The organism is Streptomyces sp. JNUCC 64 (assembly GCF_054484115.1).
Map to the genome: position 1 here is coordinate 3,519,584 of NZ_CM137015.1, position 17,102 is coordinate 3,536,685.

The 17,102-nt window shown below is 74.4% G+C and carries 17 protein-coding genes and 1 pseudogene; 8 read left to right on the plus strand and 10 right to left on the minus strand.

All coding sequences use genetic code 11. The features are described 5' to 3' along the window. Positions 1–46: 46 nt before the first annotated feature. Complete coding sequence (locus tag ACVWNX_RS14275; RefSeq protein WP_454414306.1) at positions 47–805, plus strand: NAD(P)-dependent oxidoreductase; 759 nt, start codon at positions 47–49, stop codon at positions 803–805. A gap of 41 nt (positions 806–846) precedes the next feature. Here ACVWNX_RS14275 and ACVWNX_RS14280 read toward each other — a convergent pair whose 3' ends face one another. Next, the gene (locus ACVWNX_RS14280; RefSeq protein ID WP_454414307.1) at positions 847–1,113 is read right to left on the minus strand and encodes a hypothetical protein; all 267 of its coding nucleotides are present in this window, start codon (positions 1,111–1,113) and stop codon (positions 847–849) included. Between the two features lie 257 nt (positions 1,114–1,370). Between ACVWNX_RS14280 and ACVWNX_RS14285 the strand changes: the two genes are divergently transcribed. After that, positions 1,371–3,020, plus strand: coding sequence for a DNA repair helicase XPB (locus ACVWNX_RS14285; RefSeq protein WP_454414308.1), 1,650 nt, complete (start codon positions 1,371–1,373; stop codon positions 3,018–3,020). A 190-nt stretch (positions 3,021–3,210) separates the two neighbouring features. On the opposite strand, the gene ACVWNX_RS14290 is transcribed toward ACVWNX_RS14285, so the two are convergent. From ACVWNX_RS14290 to ACVWNX_RS14300, 3 genes are all read right to left on the minus strand, one after another. Next, the gene (locus ACVWNX_RS14290; protein ID WP_454414309.1) at positions 3,211–3,918 is read right to left on the minus strand and encodes a hypothetical protein; all 708 of its coding nucleotides are present in this window, start codon (positions 3,916–3,918) and stop codon (positions 3,211–3,213) included. A gap of 362 nt (positions 3,919–4,280) precedes the next feature. Continuing rightward, entirely contained in the window at positions 4,281–4,499 is a 219-nt protein-coding gene (locus tag ACVWNX_RS14295; protein ID WP_454414310.1) for a hypothetical protein, read from the minus strand. A gap of 104 nt (positions 4,500–4,603) precedes the next feature. Next, a complete protein-coding gene (locus ACVWNX_RS14300; protein WP_454414311.1) occupies positions 4,604–5,218 on the minus strand; it encodes an SRPBCC family protein in 615 nt (204 codons plus the stop codon). Between the two features lie 209 nt (positions 5,219–5,427). Here ACVWNX_RS14300 and ACVWNX_RS14305 point away from each other — a divergent pair, with 209 nt between their 5' ends. Then, the gene (locus tag ACVWNX_RS14305; RefSeq protein ID WP_454414312.1) at positions 5,428–7,593 is read left to right on the plus strand and encodes a HelD family protein; all 2,166 of its coding nucleotides are present in this window, start codon (positions 5,428–5,430) and stop codon (positions 7,591–7,593) included. A gap of 140 nt (positions 7,594–7,733) precedes the next feature. Here ACVWNX_RS14305 and ACVWNX_RS14310 read toward each other — a convergent pair whose 3' ends face one another. Next, a complete protein-coding gene (locus ACVWNX_RS14310) occupies positions 7,734–8,435 on the minus strand; it encodes a copper homeostasis protein CutC (RefSeq protein ID WP_454414313.1) in 702 nt (233 codons plus the stop codon). Between the two features lie 460 nt (positions 8,436–8,895). Between ACVWNX_RS14310 and ACVWNX_RS14315 the strand changes: the two are divergent. The 4 genes and pseudogenes from ACVWNX_RS14315 to ACVWNX_RS14330 form a co-directional block, all read left to right on the plus strand. Beyond that, a pseudogene (locus tag ACVWNX_RS14315) lies at positions 8,896–9,576 on the plus strand (HD domain-containing protein); the annotation flags it as partial. Between the two features lie 506 nt (positions 9,577–10,082). Beyond that, positions 10,083–11,360, plus strand: a complete 1,278-nt coding sequence (locus ACVWNX_RS14320; protein ID WP_454414765.1) for a Cmx/CmrA family chloramphenicol efflux MFS transporter — start codon at positions 10,083–10,085, stop codon at positions 11,358–11,360. Positions 11,361–11,505: 145 nt separating this feature from the next. Continuing rightward, positions 11,506–11,832, plus strand: coding sequence for a hypothetical protein (locus ACVWNX_RS14325; RefSeq protein ID WP_454414766.1), 327 nt, complete (start codon positions 11,506–11,508; stop codon positions 11,830–11,832). Continuing rightward, on the plus strand, positions 11,829–12,125 hold the full coding sequence (locus ACVWNX_RS14330; protein ID WP_454414314.1) for a DUF4031 domain-containing protein: 297 nt from the start codon (positions 11,829–11,831) through the stop codon (positions 12,123–12,125). The genes ACVWNX_RS14325 and ACVWNX_RS14330 overlap by 4 nt, the downstream gene beginning before the upstream one ends. A 700-nt stretch (positions 12,126–12,825) precedes the next feature. On the opposite strand, the gene ACVWNX_RS14335 is transcribed toward ACVWNX_RS14330, so the two are convergent. Continuing rightward, positions 12,826–13,023, minus strand: a complete 198-nt coding sequence (locus ACVWNX_RS14335; protein ID WP_454414315.1) for a hypothetical protein — start codon at positions 13,021–13,023, stop codon at positions 12,826–12,828. Then, positions 13,020–13,226: a hypothetical protein gene (locus tag ACVWNX_RS14340; protein ID WP_454414316.1), complete on the minus strand. Its 207-nt coding sequence runs from the start codon at positions 13,224–13,226 to the stop codon at positions 13,020–13,022. The genes ACVWNX_RS14335 and ACVWNX_RS14340 overlap by 4 nt, the downstream gene beginning before the upstream one ends. A 345-nt stretch (positions 13,227–13,571) precedes the next feature. Between ACVWNX_RS14340 and ACVWNX_RS14345 the strand changes: the two genes are divergently transcribed. Beyond that, positions 13,572–13,832, plus strand: coding sequence for a GntR family transcriptional regulator (locus tag ACVWNX_RS14345; RefSeq protein WP_454414317.1), 261 nt, complete (start codon positions 13,572–13,574; stop codon positions 13,830–13,832). Positions 13,833–14,059: 227 nt separating this feature from the next. On the opposite strand, the gene ACVWNX_RS14350 is transcribed toward ACVWNX_RS14345, so the two are convergent. From ACVWNX_RS14350 to ACVWNX_RS14360, 3 genes are all read right to left on the minus strand, one after another. Next, the gene (locus ACVWNX_RS14350; protein ID WP_454414318.1) at positions 14,060–15,208 is read right to left on the minus strand and encodes a methyltransferase domain-containing protein; all 1,149 of its coding nucleotides are present in this window, start codon (positions 15,206–15,208) and stop codon (positions 14,060–14,062) included. Beyond that, entirely contained in the window at positions 15,205–16,095 is an 891-nt protein-coding gene (locus tag ACVWNX_RS14355; protein ID WP_454414319.1) for a radical SAM protein, read from the minus strand. Before ACVWNX_RS14355 ends, ACVWNX_RS14350 begins: the two co-directional genes overlap by 4 nt. A 187-nt stretch (positions 16,096–16,282) precedes the next feature. Beyond that, a complete protein-coding gene (locus tag ACVWNX_RS14360; RefSeq protein ID WP_454414320.1) occupies positions 16,283–17,041 on the minus strand; it encodes a hypothetical protein in 759 nt (252 codons plus the stop codon). Positions 17,042–17,102: the final 61 nt, after the last annotated feature.

Sequence of the window (17,102 nt, forward strand, 5' to 3'; positions counted from 1 at the left end):
TGCCTTACAGCATAAGGGTGCCGTTCGACCGGAAGGGGGCCGCGTCATGGGTGCGGAACGGATCGGGAGGGTCTGTGTCGTCGGGGCCTCGGGGAAGCTCGGGCGGTACATGGTCCGGCACGCGCTGGAACGCGGCTACGAGGTGGTCGGCGTCTGCCGGGAGAAGAGCGTCCCCAAGCTCGCCGGGTTCGAGGACCGGATCACCGTCGTCCCCGGCGCCACCGACGACCCGGAGGTGATCCGGCGCGCGGTGGAGGGCTGCGACGGAGTGCTCACCGTGCTGGTGCCCTGGGGGGTGCGGCAGTACGCGTCCGGCACCGCGCGGGCCGTCCTCGACCACGCGCGGCCCGGCGCCCGGCTGGTCTTCTCCTGCGGCTGGCACATCACCCGCGACGGCCGCGACCGGTACTCGCGGACGTTCCTGCTGGGCGTCCGGATCGCCGCCGTGCTCGGCAGGCTGCTGCGCGCGATGGAGATCGACGACCAGGTGGAGGCGTGCCGCCGGGTCTTCGCCAGCGACACCCGGTGGACCGTGGTGCGCGGCAGCTCCCTGGAGGAGGGCGAGAGCCAGGGGCTGCCCGTCTGGCGCCGCCACGTGGGCGACCCGGTCCTGGCCAGCGACCGCACCCGGCGGGTGGACTTCGCCCTGTTCATGGTCGAGGCGCTCACCGATGACGCCCTCGTCCGGGAGGCCCCGGCGATCGTCGGCCGTCTCACCCCCAGCGCCCTCGCGCACGGCGGCGCCCACGGGGGTGCCCCGGGGGACACCAAGGGGGCGAGCGGGGCGACGGGACGAGCGGGGTAGGCGGGACGGGCGGTGAACGGCGGTCGGGCAGGGGACGGGGGTCAGGCGAAGGGGTCGCCGAGGACTCCGGTCAGCCGGATGAGTCCCGGGCCGCCGCCCGCCACGGGCACGTGGACGTAGACGGTGTAGGTGAACCCGTGCTCCCCCGCGAACCGCGCGGCCCAGGCGAGGACCTCCTCGACGTCGACCTCGCCGGAGACCTCGTACTCGTCGGACGCGGTGTTCTCCAGGTCCCAGAAGTGGACCCGGTAGCGGGCACGGTCGAACTCCCAGGTGGTGTCGCGCGGATCCACTCCTCGAATGTCCATACGAAGATCGTAGAGGGCGGCCGTCGGGGCGCCCCGACGTTTCTCCGGCCCGTCCGGTCCCGTCCCGTCCCGGTGGTCCGGCCCGGTCGGCGCGGTCTCCCCCTCGCCCCGGTCCGGTCGGCGCCCCGCCCCCGTTCCCGTCCATCGGGCAGACTGGAGGTTTAGCCACCCGCGCGGAGCGCCGCGGGCCGACCCGCACGGACGCGGGAGGGCCCTGGGCGGCACGGCCGCGGCGGAACCGCAGGAAAGGGACGCGCGTGAACGGACCCCTCATCGTCCAGTCGGACAAGACGCTCCTCCTGGAGGTCGACCACGACCTGGCCGACGCCTGCCGACGGGCCATCGCCCCGTTCGCGGAGCTGGAGCGCGCCCCCGAGCACATCCACACCTACCGGATCACCCCGCTCGGCCTGTGGAACGCGCGGGCCGCCGGGCACGACGCCGAGCAGGTGGTGGACGCGCTGGTGGAGTACAGCCGCTACCCCGTCCCGCACGCGCTGCTCGTGGACATCGCCGAGACCATGGACCGCTACGGGCGGCTCACCCTGAGCAAGCACCCCGCGCACGGGCTGGTCCTGACCACCACCGACCGCCCGGTGCTGGAGGAGGTGCTGCGCTCCAAGCGGATCGTCCCGCTGGTGGGCGCCCGGATCGACGCGGACACCGTCGCCGTGCACCCCTCCGAGCGGGGGCAGATCAAGCAGACGCTGCTGAAGCTCGGCTGGCCCGCCGAGGACCTCGCCGGGTACGTGGACGGGGAGGCCCACCCGATCGAGCTGGCGGAGGACGGCTGGACGCTGCGCCCCTACCAGCGGCAGGCCGTGGAGGGCTTCTGGCACGGCGGCTCCGGGGTCGTGGTGCTGCCCTGCGGCGCGGGCAAGACGCTGGTCGGCGCGGGGGCGATGGCCGAGGCCAAGGCGACCACGCTGATCCTCGTCACCAACACGGTCTCGGCCCGCCAGTGGAAGCACGAGCTGGTCCGCCGCACCTCGCTCACCGAGGACGAGATCGGCGAGTACAGCGGGACGCGCAAGGAGATCCGCCCGGTCACCATCGCCACGTACCAGGTGCTGACCACCCGGCGGAAGGGGATCTACCCGCACCTGGAGCTGTTCGACTCCCGGGACTGGGGGCTCATCGTCTACGACGAGGTGCACCTGCTGCCCGCGCCGGTCTTCAAGTTCACCGCCGACCTCCAAGCCCGCCGCCGCCTCGGGCTGACCGCCACCCTGGTGCGGGAGGACGGCCGCGAGTCGGACGTGTTCTCGCTGATCGGCCCCAAGCGCTTCGACGCCCCCTGGAAGGAGATCGAGGCGCAGGGGTACATCGCCCCCGCCGACTGCGTGGAGGTCCGGGTCAACCTCACCGACTCCGAGCGGCTGGCGTACGCGACGGCGGAGCCGGAGGAGAAGTACCGGTTCTGCGCGACGACCGCGACCAAGCGGCGGGTCACCGAGGCGCTGGTCCGCCGCCACCAGGGGGAGCAGACCCTGGTCATCGGCCAGTACATCGACCAGCTGGACGAGCTGGGCGAGCACCTCGACGCCCCGGTGATCAAGGGCGAGACCTCGAACGCGCAGCGCGAGAAGCTGTTCGACGCGTTCCGCGCCGGGGAGATCTCGGTGCTGGTGGTGTCGAAGGTCGCGAACTTCTCCATCGACCTGCCGGAGGCGACGGTCGCCATCCAGGTGTCGGGCACCTTCGGCTCCCGCCAGGAGGAGGCCCAGCGGCTGGGCCGGGTGCTGCGGCCGAAGTCCGACGGGCACGAGGCCCGCTTCTACTCGGTCGTCGCCCGGGACACCATCGACCAGGACTTCGCCGCGCACCGCCAGCGGTTCCTGGCCGAGCAGGGGTACGCGTACCGGATCGTCGACGCGGACGAACTGCTCGGGGAGCGCCCGGCGTAACGCCCGCCCCGGCCCGTTCCCCGTCCCGTTCCCGCACGGCGCCCCGCCCGCCGGTGGACGTCCACGGGTGTCCGGGGACGTCCACCGGCCCGGCCCCCGCGCGGGGGCCGGGCCGGGCCGGTGAGTCGACGGGCCGACGGGCCGACGGGGGTCGGGTCAGCGGGTCGGGCCGACGGGGGGCAGGGGTCCGCTACGGGACGTTGACCTGCCGGATCTGGCTGCCCGCGGTGCCCGTGCTGCCCTGGCGCGGCGAGACGATCTTGAACGCCGAGCTGCCCTGGAACTTGCCCGAGTAACGGACCTTCCGGCCCGACGGCACCGGGGTGTAGTACGTCTTCTTGCCGTTGAGCGTGCTGATGGTCTGCGTCTGGGACGAGGTCGCCGCGATGTTCGGCCCGCCGCCCGCGATGTGCACCAGGGTGCCGTCGACCTTCACCTGCACGCTGGGGATGTTGCCGATGCACTCGATCCGCGTCTTGTAGATGACGCTGCCGCCGCCCCGCGACCAGTGCGGGACGTCGGCGGTGCCCTTGCACCACGCGGTCCTGACCGTCGCCGCGCTGGCGGCCGGGTGCCCGGCCGGGGCCCCGGAGGGCTCCGTGTACTCCAGGGTGGACGCGGTCCCGGTCCCGGCGGGGGGCAGCGCGCCCGGGAACGTGGTCGGGTTGACCGGGGGCGCCGTGTCGACGACTCCGGCGTCGATCAGCTCGCCCTCCTCACCCGGGAGGACGGCCTCCTCGGCCGGGACCGCCTCCGTCCCCGGCACGACCTGCTCGACCGGGGGCTGCTCGCCTCCGGCGGCCCAGGCGCTGGTGGCGCCCACGGTCCCGCCGACGAGCAGGGCCATTCCGGCCGCTCCGACCGTCATCCGGCGTATGACGACACCGCGTGCGCTCATGGCGCGGTTTCCCGACTTCGACAAGGGTGCTCCCCGATTGGTCCTGACGCGCGGCCGGTCGGGCCGCACGGTTCACCCCGGGGCGAAGCCGCAGGTCGGGCGGCGTCCCGGGCGGAACGGGGTCGATCTTCACCGGCCGCGGACGATCACTTCAACGAGTAAGTGCCCTACTTGGCGATCTTGGCTTGAACTATTCGCTCAGCGTCTGGAACCCATGAGTCATCACGGTCGGGAACGGCGGTATTACGCCATGTCAGGGGTGGGGTGGGGCGGGGGAAGCACTCGGGAACGGTGCCGGACAGGACGTCCGGCGGAGGTGCGGGGTACCCGGAAACGGTGGGCGGGGCGGACGGGGCCGGGGTTCAGGCGTGGGTGCCCCGGGTGCGGACGCCCGCCTCCTGGGCGTACTCGCCGAGCACGGCGACGCCGAACGCCGTCGAGGCGAAGACCTTCAGGGCGCGCAGGGCGTCGCCGACGCGGTGCGCCCGGTGCTCGCCGGTGACGGCCGTGGCGCCGGAACGGCCGGGCAGACCGGCGCGGTCGGTGGGAACGGGACCGGGGGTGATGGTTGCGCTGCTCATACCTCCAGTGTCGGTTTCCCGCACGCCGGAGGCATCTGTCCGAGGAAGGAACCCGGCGCCGCCGCCGTCCTACCCAGGTGCCACGGCGACCCGCACGCCGTCCCCTACTCCTCAGGGGGGAGGGGCCTCAGCCTCTCGTACGACTCCTTGAGCGCGGGGTAGTAGTCCTCGAACCTCGGGGCGTCGCCGCCCTCGCGGGAGACCACGAGCAGATCGAGGTAGTACTCCCACCCCGGGCCCACCTCACCGATCCCCTCGGCGCCGGCGAGGTGGTGGATCAGCCGCAGTTCGCTGACCACTCCTCGCTCTCCTCCGCCTCCTCCGCCTTCTCCGTCCCCGCCGTCCCCTTCGCCCTCACCCTGGCCCTCGCCGATCACGGACCCGGCCCCGGCCCCGGACTCGGACCCGGACTCGGTGATCCGGGCCTCCAGCCGCCAGGAGCCGAACGCGTCCTGGGTGGTCACGGCGAGCCGTCGGGGCGGTTCGCAGGTGTCGACGCGGACGCTGGACCACGGTTCGCCCTCCTCGAAGGCCATCCGGACCCGTACCGTGCGGCCGGGGGCGCCGTGGCCCTCCCAGGGGCCGAACCAGCGGGCGGTGCGCTCGGGGTCGGTGAGACTCGCCCAGACGTCGGCGGCCGGGGCGCGGAAGGAACGGGCGAAGACCAGGTCGACGCCCTCGGCGGTGGCCAGGAGGCGGCCGGTGGGCTTCGGTGTCATCGGGTCTCCTCCGTGCCTGCCGTACGTCTGCCCCTCACCTCACGAAGCGTATGCCATGCGTCACGGATGCGCCGTGAATCCGGTGGCGCGGGGCGGTCCGGTCGCCTAAGCTCTCCGCTCTTGCCCGCCTCCCGCACGGAGTGCCGCCGCCCGGACGGAAACCGGACGGTCCCCCGCCCTGCCCGCACCCGCCCGGAAGGCCCGCACCCGTGTCCCGCACGCCCGCCGTACCCTCCCCCGACCCGTCCCCCGTCTCTCCGGCCCCTCCCGTCACACCCACCCCGCCCACCGCCTCCACCGCTTCCGCCGCCTCCGCGACCGAAGGGACCGGCGCGCCGGACGGCGGTCCGCTCGGCCGGGAGCAGGCGCACCTCGCCTCCTCCCGGGCGGCCCTGCGGGTGATGCGGGACGAGGTCGAGGCCCTGGACATCCGTGACGTCACGGCGAACTGGGTCAACAAGGAGGCCCTCCAGCACCAGATCGAGCTGCGGATCAAGGCCCTCGCCGACCACGCGCACACCCCGCTGTTCTTCGGGCGGGTCGACTTCGCCCGCACCCGGGACGAGAACGGGGCGGAGGCGGCGGGCGAGCGCTTCTACATCGGGCGGCGGCACGTGCACGACGCGGCGGGCGACCCCATGGTGATCGACTGGCGGGCGCCGGTGGCCCAGGCGTTCTACCGGGCCACCCGCACCGATCCGCTGGACGTCGGACTGCGCCGCCGCTTCGGGTACACCGGCGGCGACCTCACCGCGTACGAGGACGAGCGGCTGTCGGACCCGGCGGAGGAGGAGCGGACCAGCGCGCTGCTCCAGCGGGAGATCGAACGCCCCCGGGTGGGTCCGATGCGGGACATCGTGGCGACGATCCAGCCGGAACAGGACGAGATCGTCCGGGGCGGGCTGGGCGGCACGGTCTGCGTCCAGGGCGGGCCCGGCACCGGGAAGACCGCGGTGGGACTGCACCGGGTGGCGTACCTGCTGTACGCGCACCGGGAGCGGCTGGCCCGGACCGGGACCCTGGTGATCGGGCCGAACCGCTCGTTCCTGCGCTACATCGAGCAGGTGCTGCCCGCGCTGGGCGAGGTCCAGGTGCGGCAGACCACCCTCGGGGAGCTGGTCGGACAGGGCGTGGAGGTCCGGGGTACGGACACCCCGGCCGCCGCGCTGGTGAAGGGCGACGCCCGGATGGCCGAGGTGCTGCGCCGGGCCCTGTACGCGTCGGTGGGGGTGCCGACCGAGCCGGTCGTGGTGGTGCGCGGTTCCCGGCGCTGGCGGATTCCGGCGTACGAACTCGCGGAGATCGTCGAGGAGTTGAAGTCGCGCGGGCTGCGGTACGGGGCGGCCCGGGAGGCGCTGCCGCAGCGGATCGCGCACGCCGTGCTGGTGCGGATGGAGGAGGCGGGCGAGGCGCCGGACGACCGGACGCAGGACGCGGTGGCCCGGGACCGGGCGGTGCGGGCGGCGGTCAGGGCGGTGTGGCCGCCGGTCGATCCGGCCGCGCTGGTGCTGCGGCTGCTGGCCGATCCGGAGTTCCTCGCCGAGCGGGCCGGTGATCTGCTGAGCGAGGAGGAGCGGGCGGCGGTGCGCTGGGAGCGGGCGCCGCGCGGGGTGCGGAGCGCGCGCTGGTCGGCGGCGGACGCGGTGCTGATCGACGAGGCGCGGGACCTGGTGGAGCGGACGCCGTCGCTCGGCCATGTGGTGCTGGACGAGGCGCAGGACCTGTCCCCGATGCAGTACCGGGCGGTGGGGCGGCGCTGTTCGACGGGGTCCGCGACGGTACTGGGCGATCTGGCGCAGGGCACCACGCCGTGGGCGACCCGCGACTGGGCCGGGGCGCTGCGGCACCTGGGCAAGGAGGACGCGGTGGTGGAGGAGCTGACGGCGGGCTTCCGGGTGCCGCGCGAGGTGATCGCTTACGCCTCGCGGCTGCTGCCGGACATCGCGCCGGGGCTGGCGGCGGTGGACTCGGTGCGGGAGGCCCCCGGTTCACTGACGGTCCGTCACGTCCCGTCGGGGGAGCTGGTGGACGCGGTGCTGGCGGCCGTGGCGCGGGCGCTGGGGCACGAGGGGTCGGTGGGGCTGATCGCGGCGGACGCCCGGACGGACGCGCTCGCCGCCGCGCTGGACGCGGCGGGCGTCCCGTACCTGGCGCCCGGCGAGGAGACCCGTCCGGACGCCCGGCTCACCCTCGTCCCGGCCTCGCTCGCCAAGGGCCTGGAGTACGACCACGTGGTCCTGGACGAGCCGGGCGCGGTGGTCGCGGGCGAACCGGACGAGCGGACCGGGCTGCGACGGCTGTACGTGGCGCTGACCCGCGCGGTGTCCGGGCTGACGGTCGTCCACGCGGAGCCGCTGCCGCCCGCCCTGGGGTGACCCCGGGCGGACGGGACGGAGGCGGGACGGGCGCGGGGCGGCGGAGGCGAGCGCCCGAACCGTCCGGGTCAGCCGCCGTCGACCGCTTCGCGCCACTTCCGGGCTGGAGGTAGCGGAGGCGAACGTACGAACCGTCCGGCTCAGCCGCCGTCGACGGCTTCGCGCCACTTCTGGACGGCCTCGGCGGAGACGGGGCCGGACCAGCCGTCGGGGCGGGCCGCGCCGCCGATGTGGAAGGCGTCGACGCCTCCGGCGCGCAGCACCGGGACGTGCGGCAGCTGGAGTCCGCCGCCGACCAGGACGCGCTGCTCGTAGCCGGGTTCACCGGCGCGCGCGACCTCGGCGAGGAGGGTGCCCAGACCGTCCTCGACGCCTGCGGCGGACCCGGCGGTGAGGTAGGTGTCGAGCCCCGGCAGATCGGCGAGCTGCTTGCGCAGGGCGTCCCGGTCGGCGGAGTGGTCGATGGCTCGGTGGAACGTCCAGCGGCAGCCGGTCAGCTCGGCGGCGAGCGCCTCGACGGCGTAGACGTCGGCCTCCCCGGTCTCGGTGAGGAAGCCGAGGACGAACTCGTCGGCACCCTCCGCGCGCAGCCCCCGGGCGGCGGCGGCGAGCGCCTCGACGGCGCGCGCGTCACCCGCGGCGAACCCGTCGCTGAGCCTGAGCATGACCCGCAGGGGGACGTCCACCGCGTCCCGGATCTCCGCGAAGGTCTCGGGGGACGGGGTCAGGCCGTCCGCGGCCATGTCGGTGACCAGTTCCAGGCGGTCGGCGCCTCCGTCACGGGCGGCGATGGCGTCCCCCGCGTCGAGGGCGATCACCTCCAGGAGTGCACGCTTGCTCATGGGACCCCATCTCTCGGTGGTCGGTCCCGGGGGTTCCCGGGGTTCGGTGCGGTGTGCGTGGTGCGGTGCGGCGCGGCCCGCGCGGCGGCGGGACACATCGGCGGACCAGGCACGTCACGGCCGTCACCCGGTTCCCGCCGGGATGAGGGAGGCGGGGTTCGTACCAGCGGGTAGCCGGACAGGTCTAGTCCAATGCCAGCCTACGCCGCAAGGGCTTTCACCAACAGACGCCGGGACCCGCGATCAGACCGTATCCCGCCAAGCCGACTGAATACCGCCCATGGAGGCGGAGGCGTCCCGTTCGCCCTTCCGGACGACGCCCCAGGTCAGCCGGGCGCACCCGGCTCCCGTCCGTCGCCCCGCGCCCGGAACCGGCCGTCGGCCCCCTGGCCGGGACCACCCGCCCGGCCCGCCACCCCGACGACAATGGGAAGCCGTGGAAGAGGACAGGGGCGAGGCCATGGCAACGGGAACGGGTACGGATACGGGCGGCGGCGCGGGACCGGAGGCCGGTGACGGGGTGCTGCTGGCGGGCTGGGAGCGGGCCGTCGCGGAGGCGGGCGGCGAGCCGGGGCCCGAGGCCGTCGCGTACGGGACGGAGCTGCTGCGGCGGTGGCGGGAGGACCGGCGCAGGTACCACACCGTCGCCCATCTGGCCGCCGTGCTCGGGCACGTCGACGCCCTGGCCGGGTACGCCGACGCCCCCGCGCTGGTCCGGCTCGCCGCCTGGTTCCACGACGCGGTCTACCGGCCCGACCGCTCCGAGAACGAGGAGCGCAGCGCCCTGCTCGCGCGGCGGGCGCTGACCGGGCTGGGGGTCCCCGCCCCGGCGGTGGACGAGGTGGTCCGGCTGGTGCTGCTGACCACCGGCCACGACCCGGCGGACGGCGACCGCGACGGGGCCGTGCTCTGCGACGCCGACCTCGCCGTCCTCGCGGGCGCCCCCGACGAGTACCGCGCGTACGCCGCCGCCGTCCGCGAGGAGTACGGGTTCGTGCCCGCCCCGGCGTTCCGCGCGGGCCGCGCGGACGTGCTGCGGCGGCTGCTCGCCCTGCCCCGGCTCTACCGCACCCCGCACGGGGCCCGGCACTGGGAGGAACCCGCCCGCCGCAACCTGACGACGGAGCTGACGGAACTGGCGGAACTGGCGGGTCCCACAGGCCCTACGGCTCCCACGGGTCCCACAGGCCCTACGGCTCCCACGGGCCCCACCGGCCCTACGGCTCCCACGGCGGGTACGGCTCCCACGGCACGTGCGGCGGACGCGGAGAGCGGAGAGGGGAAGGGGAAGGGGAAGGGGAAGGGAATCGGCTGATCCGCCCTCCCCTCACCGTCACCCCCTCCCGCCGCCGGAATCCCGGCTCCGGAAGCGCCCCCGGCCGGAGGGGACCGGGCGTCGGCCCGGATGTCGTCCGTGTGAACGGTGGCGAAACCCGCCGGTTCCGGGAATGCCGGACCGGGACTCCGGTGTTGTCACCGGACATGCCTGAGCCGATACCCGGCGTCCCGGAGGACGCCGCCACCCCGCCCTCCGGGACGCCCGCCCCCCGGCCCGACTCCCCCGCCGCTCCCACTCCCGCGCCGGAAGGCTCCGGAACCCCGAACGGTCCCGGCGGGCCGAGCGGCCCCGGCACTCCGGGCGGACGGATGCCACTGGCCGTCTACGTCCTCGGGCTGTCCGTCTTCGCGCTGGGCACCAGCGAGTTCATGCTCTCCGGGCTGCTGCCCGCCATCGCGCGGGACATGGACGTCACCATCCCGCAGGCCGGGCTGCTGATCTCCGCGTTCGCGGTGGGCATGGTGGTGGGCGCGCCGCTGCTCGCCATCGCCACCCTGCGGCTGCCGCGCAAGACCACGCTGGTGGCGCTGCTGGCCACCTTCGGCCTGGGGCAGGTGGCGGGCGCGGTGGCCCCCACCTACGAGGTGCTGTTCGCGTCCCGGGTGGTGAGCGCGCTGGCGTGCGCCGGGTTCTGGGCGCTGGGCGCGTCGGTGGCCATCGCGATGGTCCCGGTCACCGCGCGGGCCCGGGCGCTGGCCGTGATGCTCGGCGGACTGTCGATCGCCAATGTGCTGGGCGTCCCGGCCGGGGCGTTCCTCGGCGAGCACCTGGGCTGGCGCTCGGCGTTCTGGGCGGTCGGACTGGCCTCCCTGGTGGCGCTGATCGGCGTGCTGTTGCTGATCCCGCGCATCCCGGTGCCCGCCGAGGCCCCGAGCCTCCGGCGCGAGCTGGGCATCTACCGGGACCGTCAGGTGTGGCTGGCGGTCGCGGTCACCGCGCTCGCGGCGGGCGGCGTCTTCTGCGCGTTCAGCTACCTCGCCCCGCTGCTGACCGATGTGGCGGGCCTGTCCGAGGGGTGGGTGCCCGCCGTCCTCGGTCTGTTCGGGCTGGGCGCGCTGCTGGGCACCTGGCTGGGCGGCCGGTTCGCGGACGCCCACCTGTTCGGCGTGATGCTGACCGGCACCGCCGCCTCCACGGTGCTGCTGGCGGCGCTGGCGCTGCTGTCCCCCTGGGCGGCCGCGACGGTCACCCTGTCGTTCCTGCTGGGCGTCTCCGCCTTCTACACGGCACCCGCGCTGAACGCCCGGCTGTTCAACGTGGCGGGCGCCGCGCCGACGCTCGCCGGGGCCACCGTCACCTCCGCCTTCAACATCGGCAACACCGGCGGGCCCTGGCTCGGCGGCACGGTCATCGACGCGGGCTGGGGCTACCCGGCGACCGCGTGGGCGGGCGCCGCGATGCTGCTCACCGCGATCGGACTGGTCGCCCTCTCGCTGCGGGTCCACCGGCGGACGGCGGTCTCCCGGGTGGTCACGGGCGGCCCCCGGGCGGTGCCGCTGGACGCGCAGGCTCCGGCTGACCCGGTGGTCGCGGCGGACGCCCCGGCTCCGGCGGTGTCCTCGGCCGCGACGGCGACGGACCGGTAGCCGCCCGGCCCGCCCCGGCCCGCTCCCGTTCCGTTCATCCGTTCCCCCGGCGGTGGCCGCGTGCTCACCGCCGGGGGCGCACAATGACGGGGTGGGAAACGTGTCCGGAATCGAACAGGCGCTGCACGCGGCGCGGGCGCTGGTGATGGCCGACCTCATGGCCGGGGAGGTCGCCGACGCGGACGTGGTGTCGCTGGTGGAGGACTCCGTCGCGCACCGCCGCTGGTGGGCGGAGCAGTGGCCGCAGGGCGCCGGGTACGTGACCGGGCTGGTCGCGCAGGACGTCCAGGACGCCCTGCTGGAACGGTACGGGCGCTGGCCGCTCTGCCCGGTCTGCGGCTCCGGCGACCCGCACGCCCTGGACGTCGAGCCCGAGCTGGGCCCCGACCCGCACTGGGTGTGCTCCGAGGCGGGCGTGGTCGTCGCCCCGGTCGGCGGCCTGGGCCGGGCCACCGGACCGGCCGTCCCGTGACCCTCTACATCGACCCGCCGACCTGGCCCGGTCACGGCCGCCTCTGGTCGCACCTGGTCAGCGACGTCTCGTTCGACGAACTGCACGCCTTCGCGGCGGGCATCGGCGTCCCGGCGCGCGCCTTCGACCGCGACCACTACGACCTGCCGTCCCACCGCTATCCGGACGCGGTCCGGGCGGGTGCGGTGGAGGTCCGCAGCAGGGACCTCGTCCGGCTCCTCACCGACGCCGGACTGCGACGCCCCAAGCACCGCCCCGGTTCCGGCGGCTCCGGCAACGGGACTGACCGCTGAACCGGGCCGTCCGGTGGGCGGCTCAGGACCACGACGGTTCGGTACGGCGCACGGGCATACGTCCAGGTGAGAGGGGGTGGGGACAGCACGGTACGGGTGGCGGGCGGCTGCGGACCGGCTTTCCGCGCAGCGTTTCCGCACGATCCGCGCACCCGTTCGTCCGGGTGCGCGCCGCAGAGGTCGCGTGCCTCGCCTCCGGCCGTGGTCAGCCACCCGGCCCCTGACGGGGCCCGCCCCGGTCAGGCCACGCCGTCCCGTACGGGCGCGCCGGGGGCCTCCCGGGGGTCGCGTGCTTCTCCTCAGGCCGTGGTCGGCTGCTCGCGCAGTTCCCCGCGCCCCTGACGGGGCACGCCCTGCTGTCCCGTACCGGCGCGCCGGGGGCCCTCCCGGAGGTCGTGTCCTTCTCACCCGGCCGTGGTCGGCCGGTCACGCAGTTCCCCGCGCCCCTGACGGGGCGCCCCGGCCGGGTCCTGTCGGGCCCCGAAGGGGCGCGGGGAACTGCGCGAGCAACCACCGTGCACCCGCACGGGACCACGCACCATAAGTCGCACCCCGTCAGGGGCGCGAGGAACGGCGCGGGCAGCCACAGCGCACCGAAAGGGCGCGGGGACTGCGCGGGACGGATGTCGAACGACACATTGCTGGAAAGCGCGGGACCCCCGTCCGGCTCAGCTCCGGACGGGGGTCCCTACCTGCGGGTTTAGCCCAGGGCCACGTGATGCTTCACGGTGCACTGGCCGCCGTTGATGTCGTGGGGGCAGACGTGGTGGGTGATGTAGCCGGTGCCGCTCTGGTTGGTGTAGCCGATTTCGACGGGGGCGGTGGTCCAGCATCCGCAGACGCAGCAGTGGGCGCCGGACCGGACGGGCGGACCGCCGAGCAATGCGTCGCGGGTCATGCCGCCATCCCCTCCAGCGCCCCTGCGGTCAGGGGTCGTGCCTGGTGGACGCCCCGCGCGACGTACGGGTAGTCGTAGCCGTGTTCCGCGAAGGCGGTGGCGTAGAACCGTTCCCGTTGCTCGGGGGACAGGTACCGGGCCTCTTCCGCCCGGAAGACCCCAGCGCCTCCGCCGAGCTGGGGCCGGTCCAGGGACGGCGCCACACGTCCGGATCCGGCGCGGCCTCCGGCTCGGGGATGGGTACGGGTGCGGGCCGGGGTGTCGCCGTGGGCAGGGCGAAGTGGTCAACGGAATGGCGGCCGGGACGGACCCGGCGCGTCAAGGGCAGATGGGCGAGCACCCATACGAGGGCACGGGCGATACGATCGCGCATACGTCGGTCAGCTCCTCGAAAGCTGGTTCGGCGGAGCCCCGGGCGGACCGTTGGCGCGGCCTCTCGGGGCGTTTCACATTCGACGGTAGGGCAACCTGTATAGGTCCGTCTAGGCGTGTCCAGACCCGTCTAGTCTGAATCAGTCGGCTTGGTCTGACTGACTAGGCTTGGTTGTATGACTGCACACGACGCGATCGACCCACGAGCGCCGGAGCCTCCCTACCGACAGATCGCCGCTGTGCTGCGTGCAGAGATCGCCAGGGGGGCTCTTCCTCCGGACTCCCCCATCGGCTCAGAAAGCGAATTGGTCGAACGCTTCGGCGTGGCGCGGAACACGGTGCGGTCAGCACTCACGGTTCTGAGAGACGCGGGGCTGGTGTACACCGTGCCCGGCCGTGGAACCTACGTCGCCGCGCCGCCCACCCCTGCGGCCTAGCTGTACTCCCCTGCGTGCCGCGCCGGATGTGCCGGTGTACAGGTCGCAGGGGTGACGGGTCAGTTCTGGACGGTGGTGGCCCCCGCCCGCACACGGAAAGGGGGCGTGTGCGGGCGGGGCTGGGCACCTCCAGGGGGCCCGGGGCACGGCGGTGCCCGGGGCGGGGTGCCCTCGGTCCGGCGCGTGCGGCTGAAAGGGCAAGGGCCGTACGCGCCGGGGTCAACGGGCTATGTGACGGTGATCTGCCAGTCGTCGCGCGCGAGGGTGCACACGCCGTCCGGGGTGATGGTGACGTCCGCGCCGAACAGCCACAGCGCGCCCTCGACGGCGACCTTGTCGCGGACGCGTTCGAGCGCGTCCCACAGCCGTTGGGGTCCGCTCTGGTGGACGGTGGGCGGGCGGGTGGTCCCGGTGGCGGTCGCGCGGGCCCATGAGCCGTCGGGGTGGAACAGCCACGTGGTCCGGCGGCCGTCGTCGGCGCGTTCGTAGTGCGATTCGGTGCCCGGCACCGTGAGCGACAGCAGGGAGGAGACCTCCCACACGGCGGACACGTCCAGGACGGGGTACCGGCCGGTGGTGACGTCCTCGCCGTCCTGGTCGCGGTGGTCGGGGAACCGCTGGATCAGCCGGGGCGCGGGGTCGGGTCCGTGCCGGGCGTGCATGAACCCGGCCCAGTCCCGTTCGATCCGGCCGACCGCTCCGCCGTCGGCGGTCTTCTCCGCCCCGATGATCAGCGTGGTTCCGGCGAGGGTGGTGACGAGACGGCCGCCGGGACGCAGCGCGGTGAGCCAGGACGCGGGGACGCGGGGCATGGCGACCATGGCGACGATGCGGTCGTAGGTGCCGGGAAGTGTGCCGGTGGCGTCCGCGGTGAGCACGGTGGGCCCGTGCCCCGCCCGCGTGAGGCGTTCCGTCGCCACGGTGGTCAGGTAGGGGTCGACGTCCACGCTCGTCACACGGTCGCTCCCGAACCGTTCGCACAGCAGGGCCGTTGAGTACCCGGACGCGGTTCCGACGTCGAGGACGTCCATGCCGTCGCCGATACGGGTGTGGCGGAGCATCTGGACGACGAGGGACGGCAGGGTGGACGACGATGTGGGCGACCACGCGGGGCGGGCGTCGGGGGTGGCGTGGTCGGCGTGCAGCGCGCCGAGCCGGGTGGTGACCGTGGTGTCGCTGTAGGCGACCCGGTGCCACAGAACGGGATCGGTGGGCCCGTCGGCCAGTAGTCCGCCGTCCTTCTCGGCCCACCACCACCGGGGGACGAACTCGTGCCGGGGGGTGTTCTGGACAGCCGTGCGCCACCGTGAACCGGCCGGGGTGACGGTGTCCGCGAGCGTGGCGGCGTACGCGCGCCAGTCCGGGGACCCGGTCACCGGTCACCCCCCTGGGTCTCCGGGGCGTTCGGGAACTTCGGCAGACAGGCGGGCTGGCCGGGCTGGCACGCGGAGTCGTCCGGTGAGCACCCGGCGGCGGTCGGGGCCGGGATGCTCGCGGCGAGCTTGGCCCATGCGTCCCCGCCGAGGAGTTCCGCGAGCGGGGTCTGGCGGACGTTGCCCGCCGGGAAGTCGCGGGCGAGTACGCACCCGGCGAGGTTTCCGTTCGGGAGGACGGCCGCACGGCCGCGCGTGCACCGGCCGCACATCTCGTCCAGCGTCGGCGTCTGCCCCGGGAGTCGTTGGCGGCCTACCGCGCGGGCCCGGTCCGTGGTGATCCGCTTGACGCCCATGCCCTGAAGGTCGATGTGCCCATGGCGGACGCGCTGTCCGGGGAAGACCTCCACCATTCCGGCCCGGAGCCGTACTCCCCGGCGGACGGCTTCCCGGATGTTGCTGCGGGTGCGGTCGTGGCTGCCGGGGCGGTTGGTGATGTATTCGTGCTGCTCGGCCTGGTCGCTGTAGTAGCTGGTCGCCACGGAAACCCGGGGGTGGGTGAACAGGTCCCACCACTCGTCGCGGACGTGGAACAGGTTGCTGTACACCTCCACCGACAGCCCCAGCGACAGGGCGAGTTCCGCGAACTCCCGCCACTGCGGGTGGGTCGTCGGCTCACCCCCGATGAGCTGAACGTGCGGGATACCGAGCGTCGCCGCGTCCCGGATCACCTGGTGCCAGTCCCCGGACGTCATCGCGCCGCGCTTGGCCTGCGGACTGGACTCCGTCAGGCAGTGCGAGCAGGCGAGTTGGCATTTCCCGGTGATCTCCAGCTCCAGCGAGGCGATCCCCGCGAACGGTTTCGTGGGCGGCTCGATGGCCAGCGTCATGGGCCGGTCCTCTCCGTAGGGTCAACGTCGTTCTGCGGTGGTGCTCCCCCTGCCGGGCGGCAGGACAGCGGGGCAGGGGAGGTCTGTGCGTGCGTGTGGGTCCGCCCCCGCCGGTGATCGCGCGGGGAAGCCGGATCAACAGTTCGGCGGGGACGGAGTAGCGGGGCCGGGGCCGTGCGGTGGTGGGTCAGGGTGGGGGCGTGGGGTGGAGGGCGATACCGAAGTGGGGCAGCGCGGCGATGGCCTGTGCCGCGTTGGTCACGGCCTGATGGGGGGTGTGTCCGAGGGCGATGCGGCGCATGGTCTCCACCTGCCAGCCTTCGGGCAGCGCGGCGAACCGGACGGTCGTGTCCGTGCTCTCCGCCCGCTCCCGCACGGGCACGCTCCGGGGTCCGTCCCCCGTCCCCGAGCGCTGCTGGACCAGTCCCGGCGTTCCCCACAGCGACGGGGGCACCGCGTCGGGAGCGGGGGCGGGGTCCGCGCGGTGTCCGGTCTCCAGCAGCCGGAACACCTCGGCGCGCCAGGCGGGGCGGAGGGAGAGGTACCAGGCGAGGCCCTGTGCCGCCTGCTCGCCCTCCTTCAGACGGCCCTCGGCTTCGGGCCAGCGGGCTGCGTTCCGCGGTTCGCAGCAGAAGGCGAAGAACGCGCACTCACGGACCAGTCCGGCGACGACGGGCCGCCAGTCGGTGACCTCCGGCGCCCACCCGGTGCGGACGGCGTGGCCGGTGGCCAGCGCCCAGTACACCGCCGCGCGCTCGGCGGACGGCAACTGGTCCCACAGCCAACGGGTCTTCAGTTCCTCCCACACCAACGGGGCGGCCCGGCCCGCCAGGGTCTGTACGTCGGGCCAGTGAGCGGCACCCGGCCACTTCTCCAGCACATCCAGCGCGCTGCGCAGCTCATCAAGCCGCGCGGGGCTGTCGGTCGGGGCCTGGTCCTCGGTCATACCTGCCCACCTGCGGGCCAGTGGGGGCCGGGACCGAGGTGGAGCGGCCATGCGGTGAGGG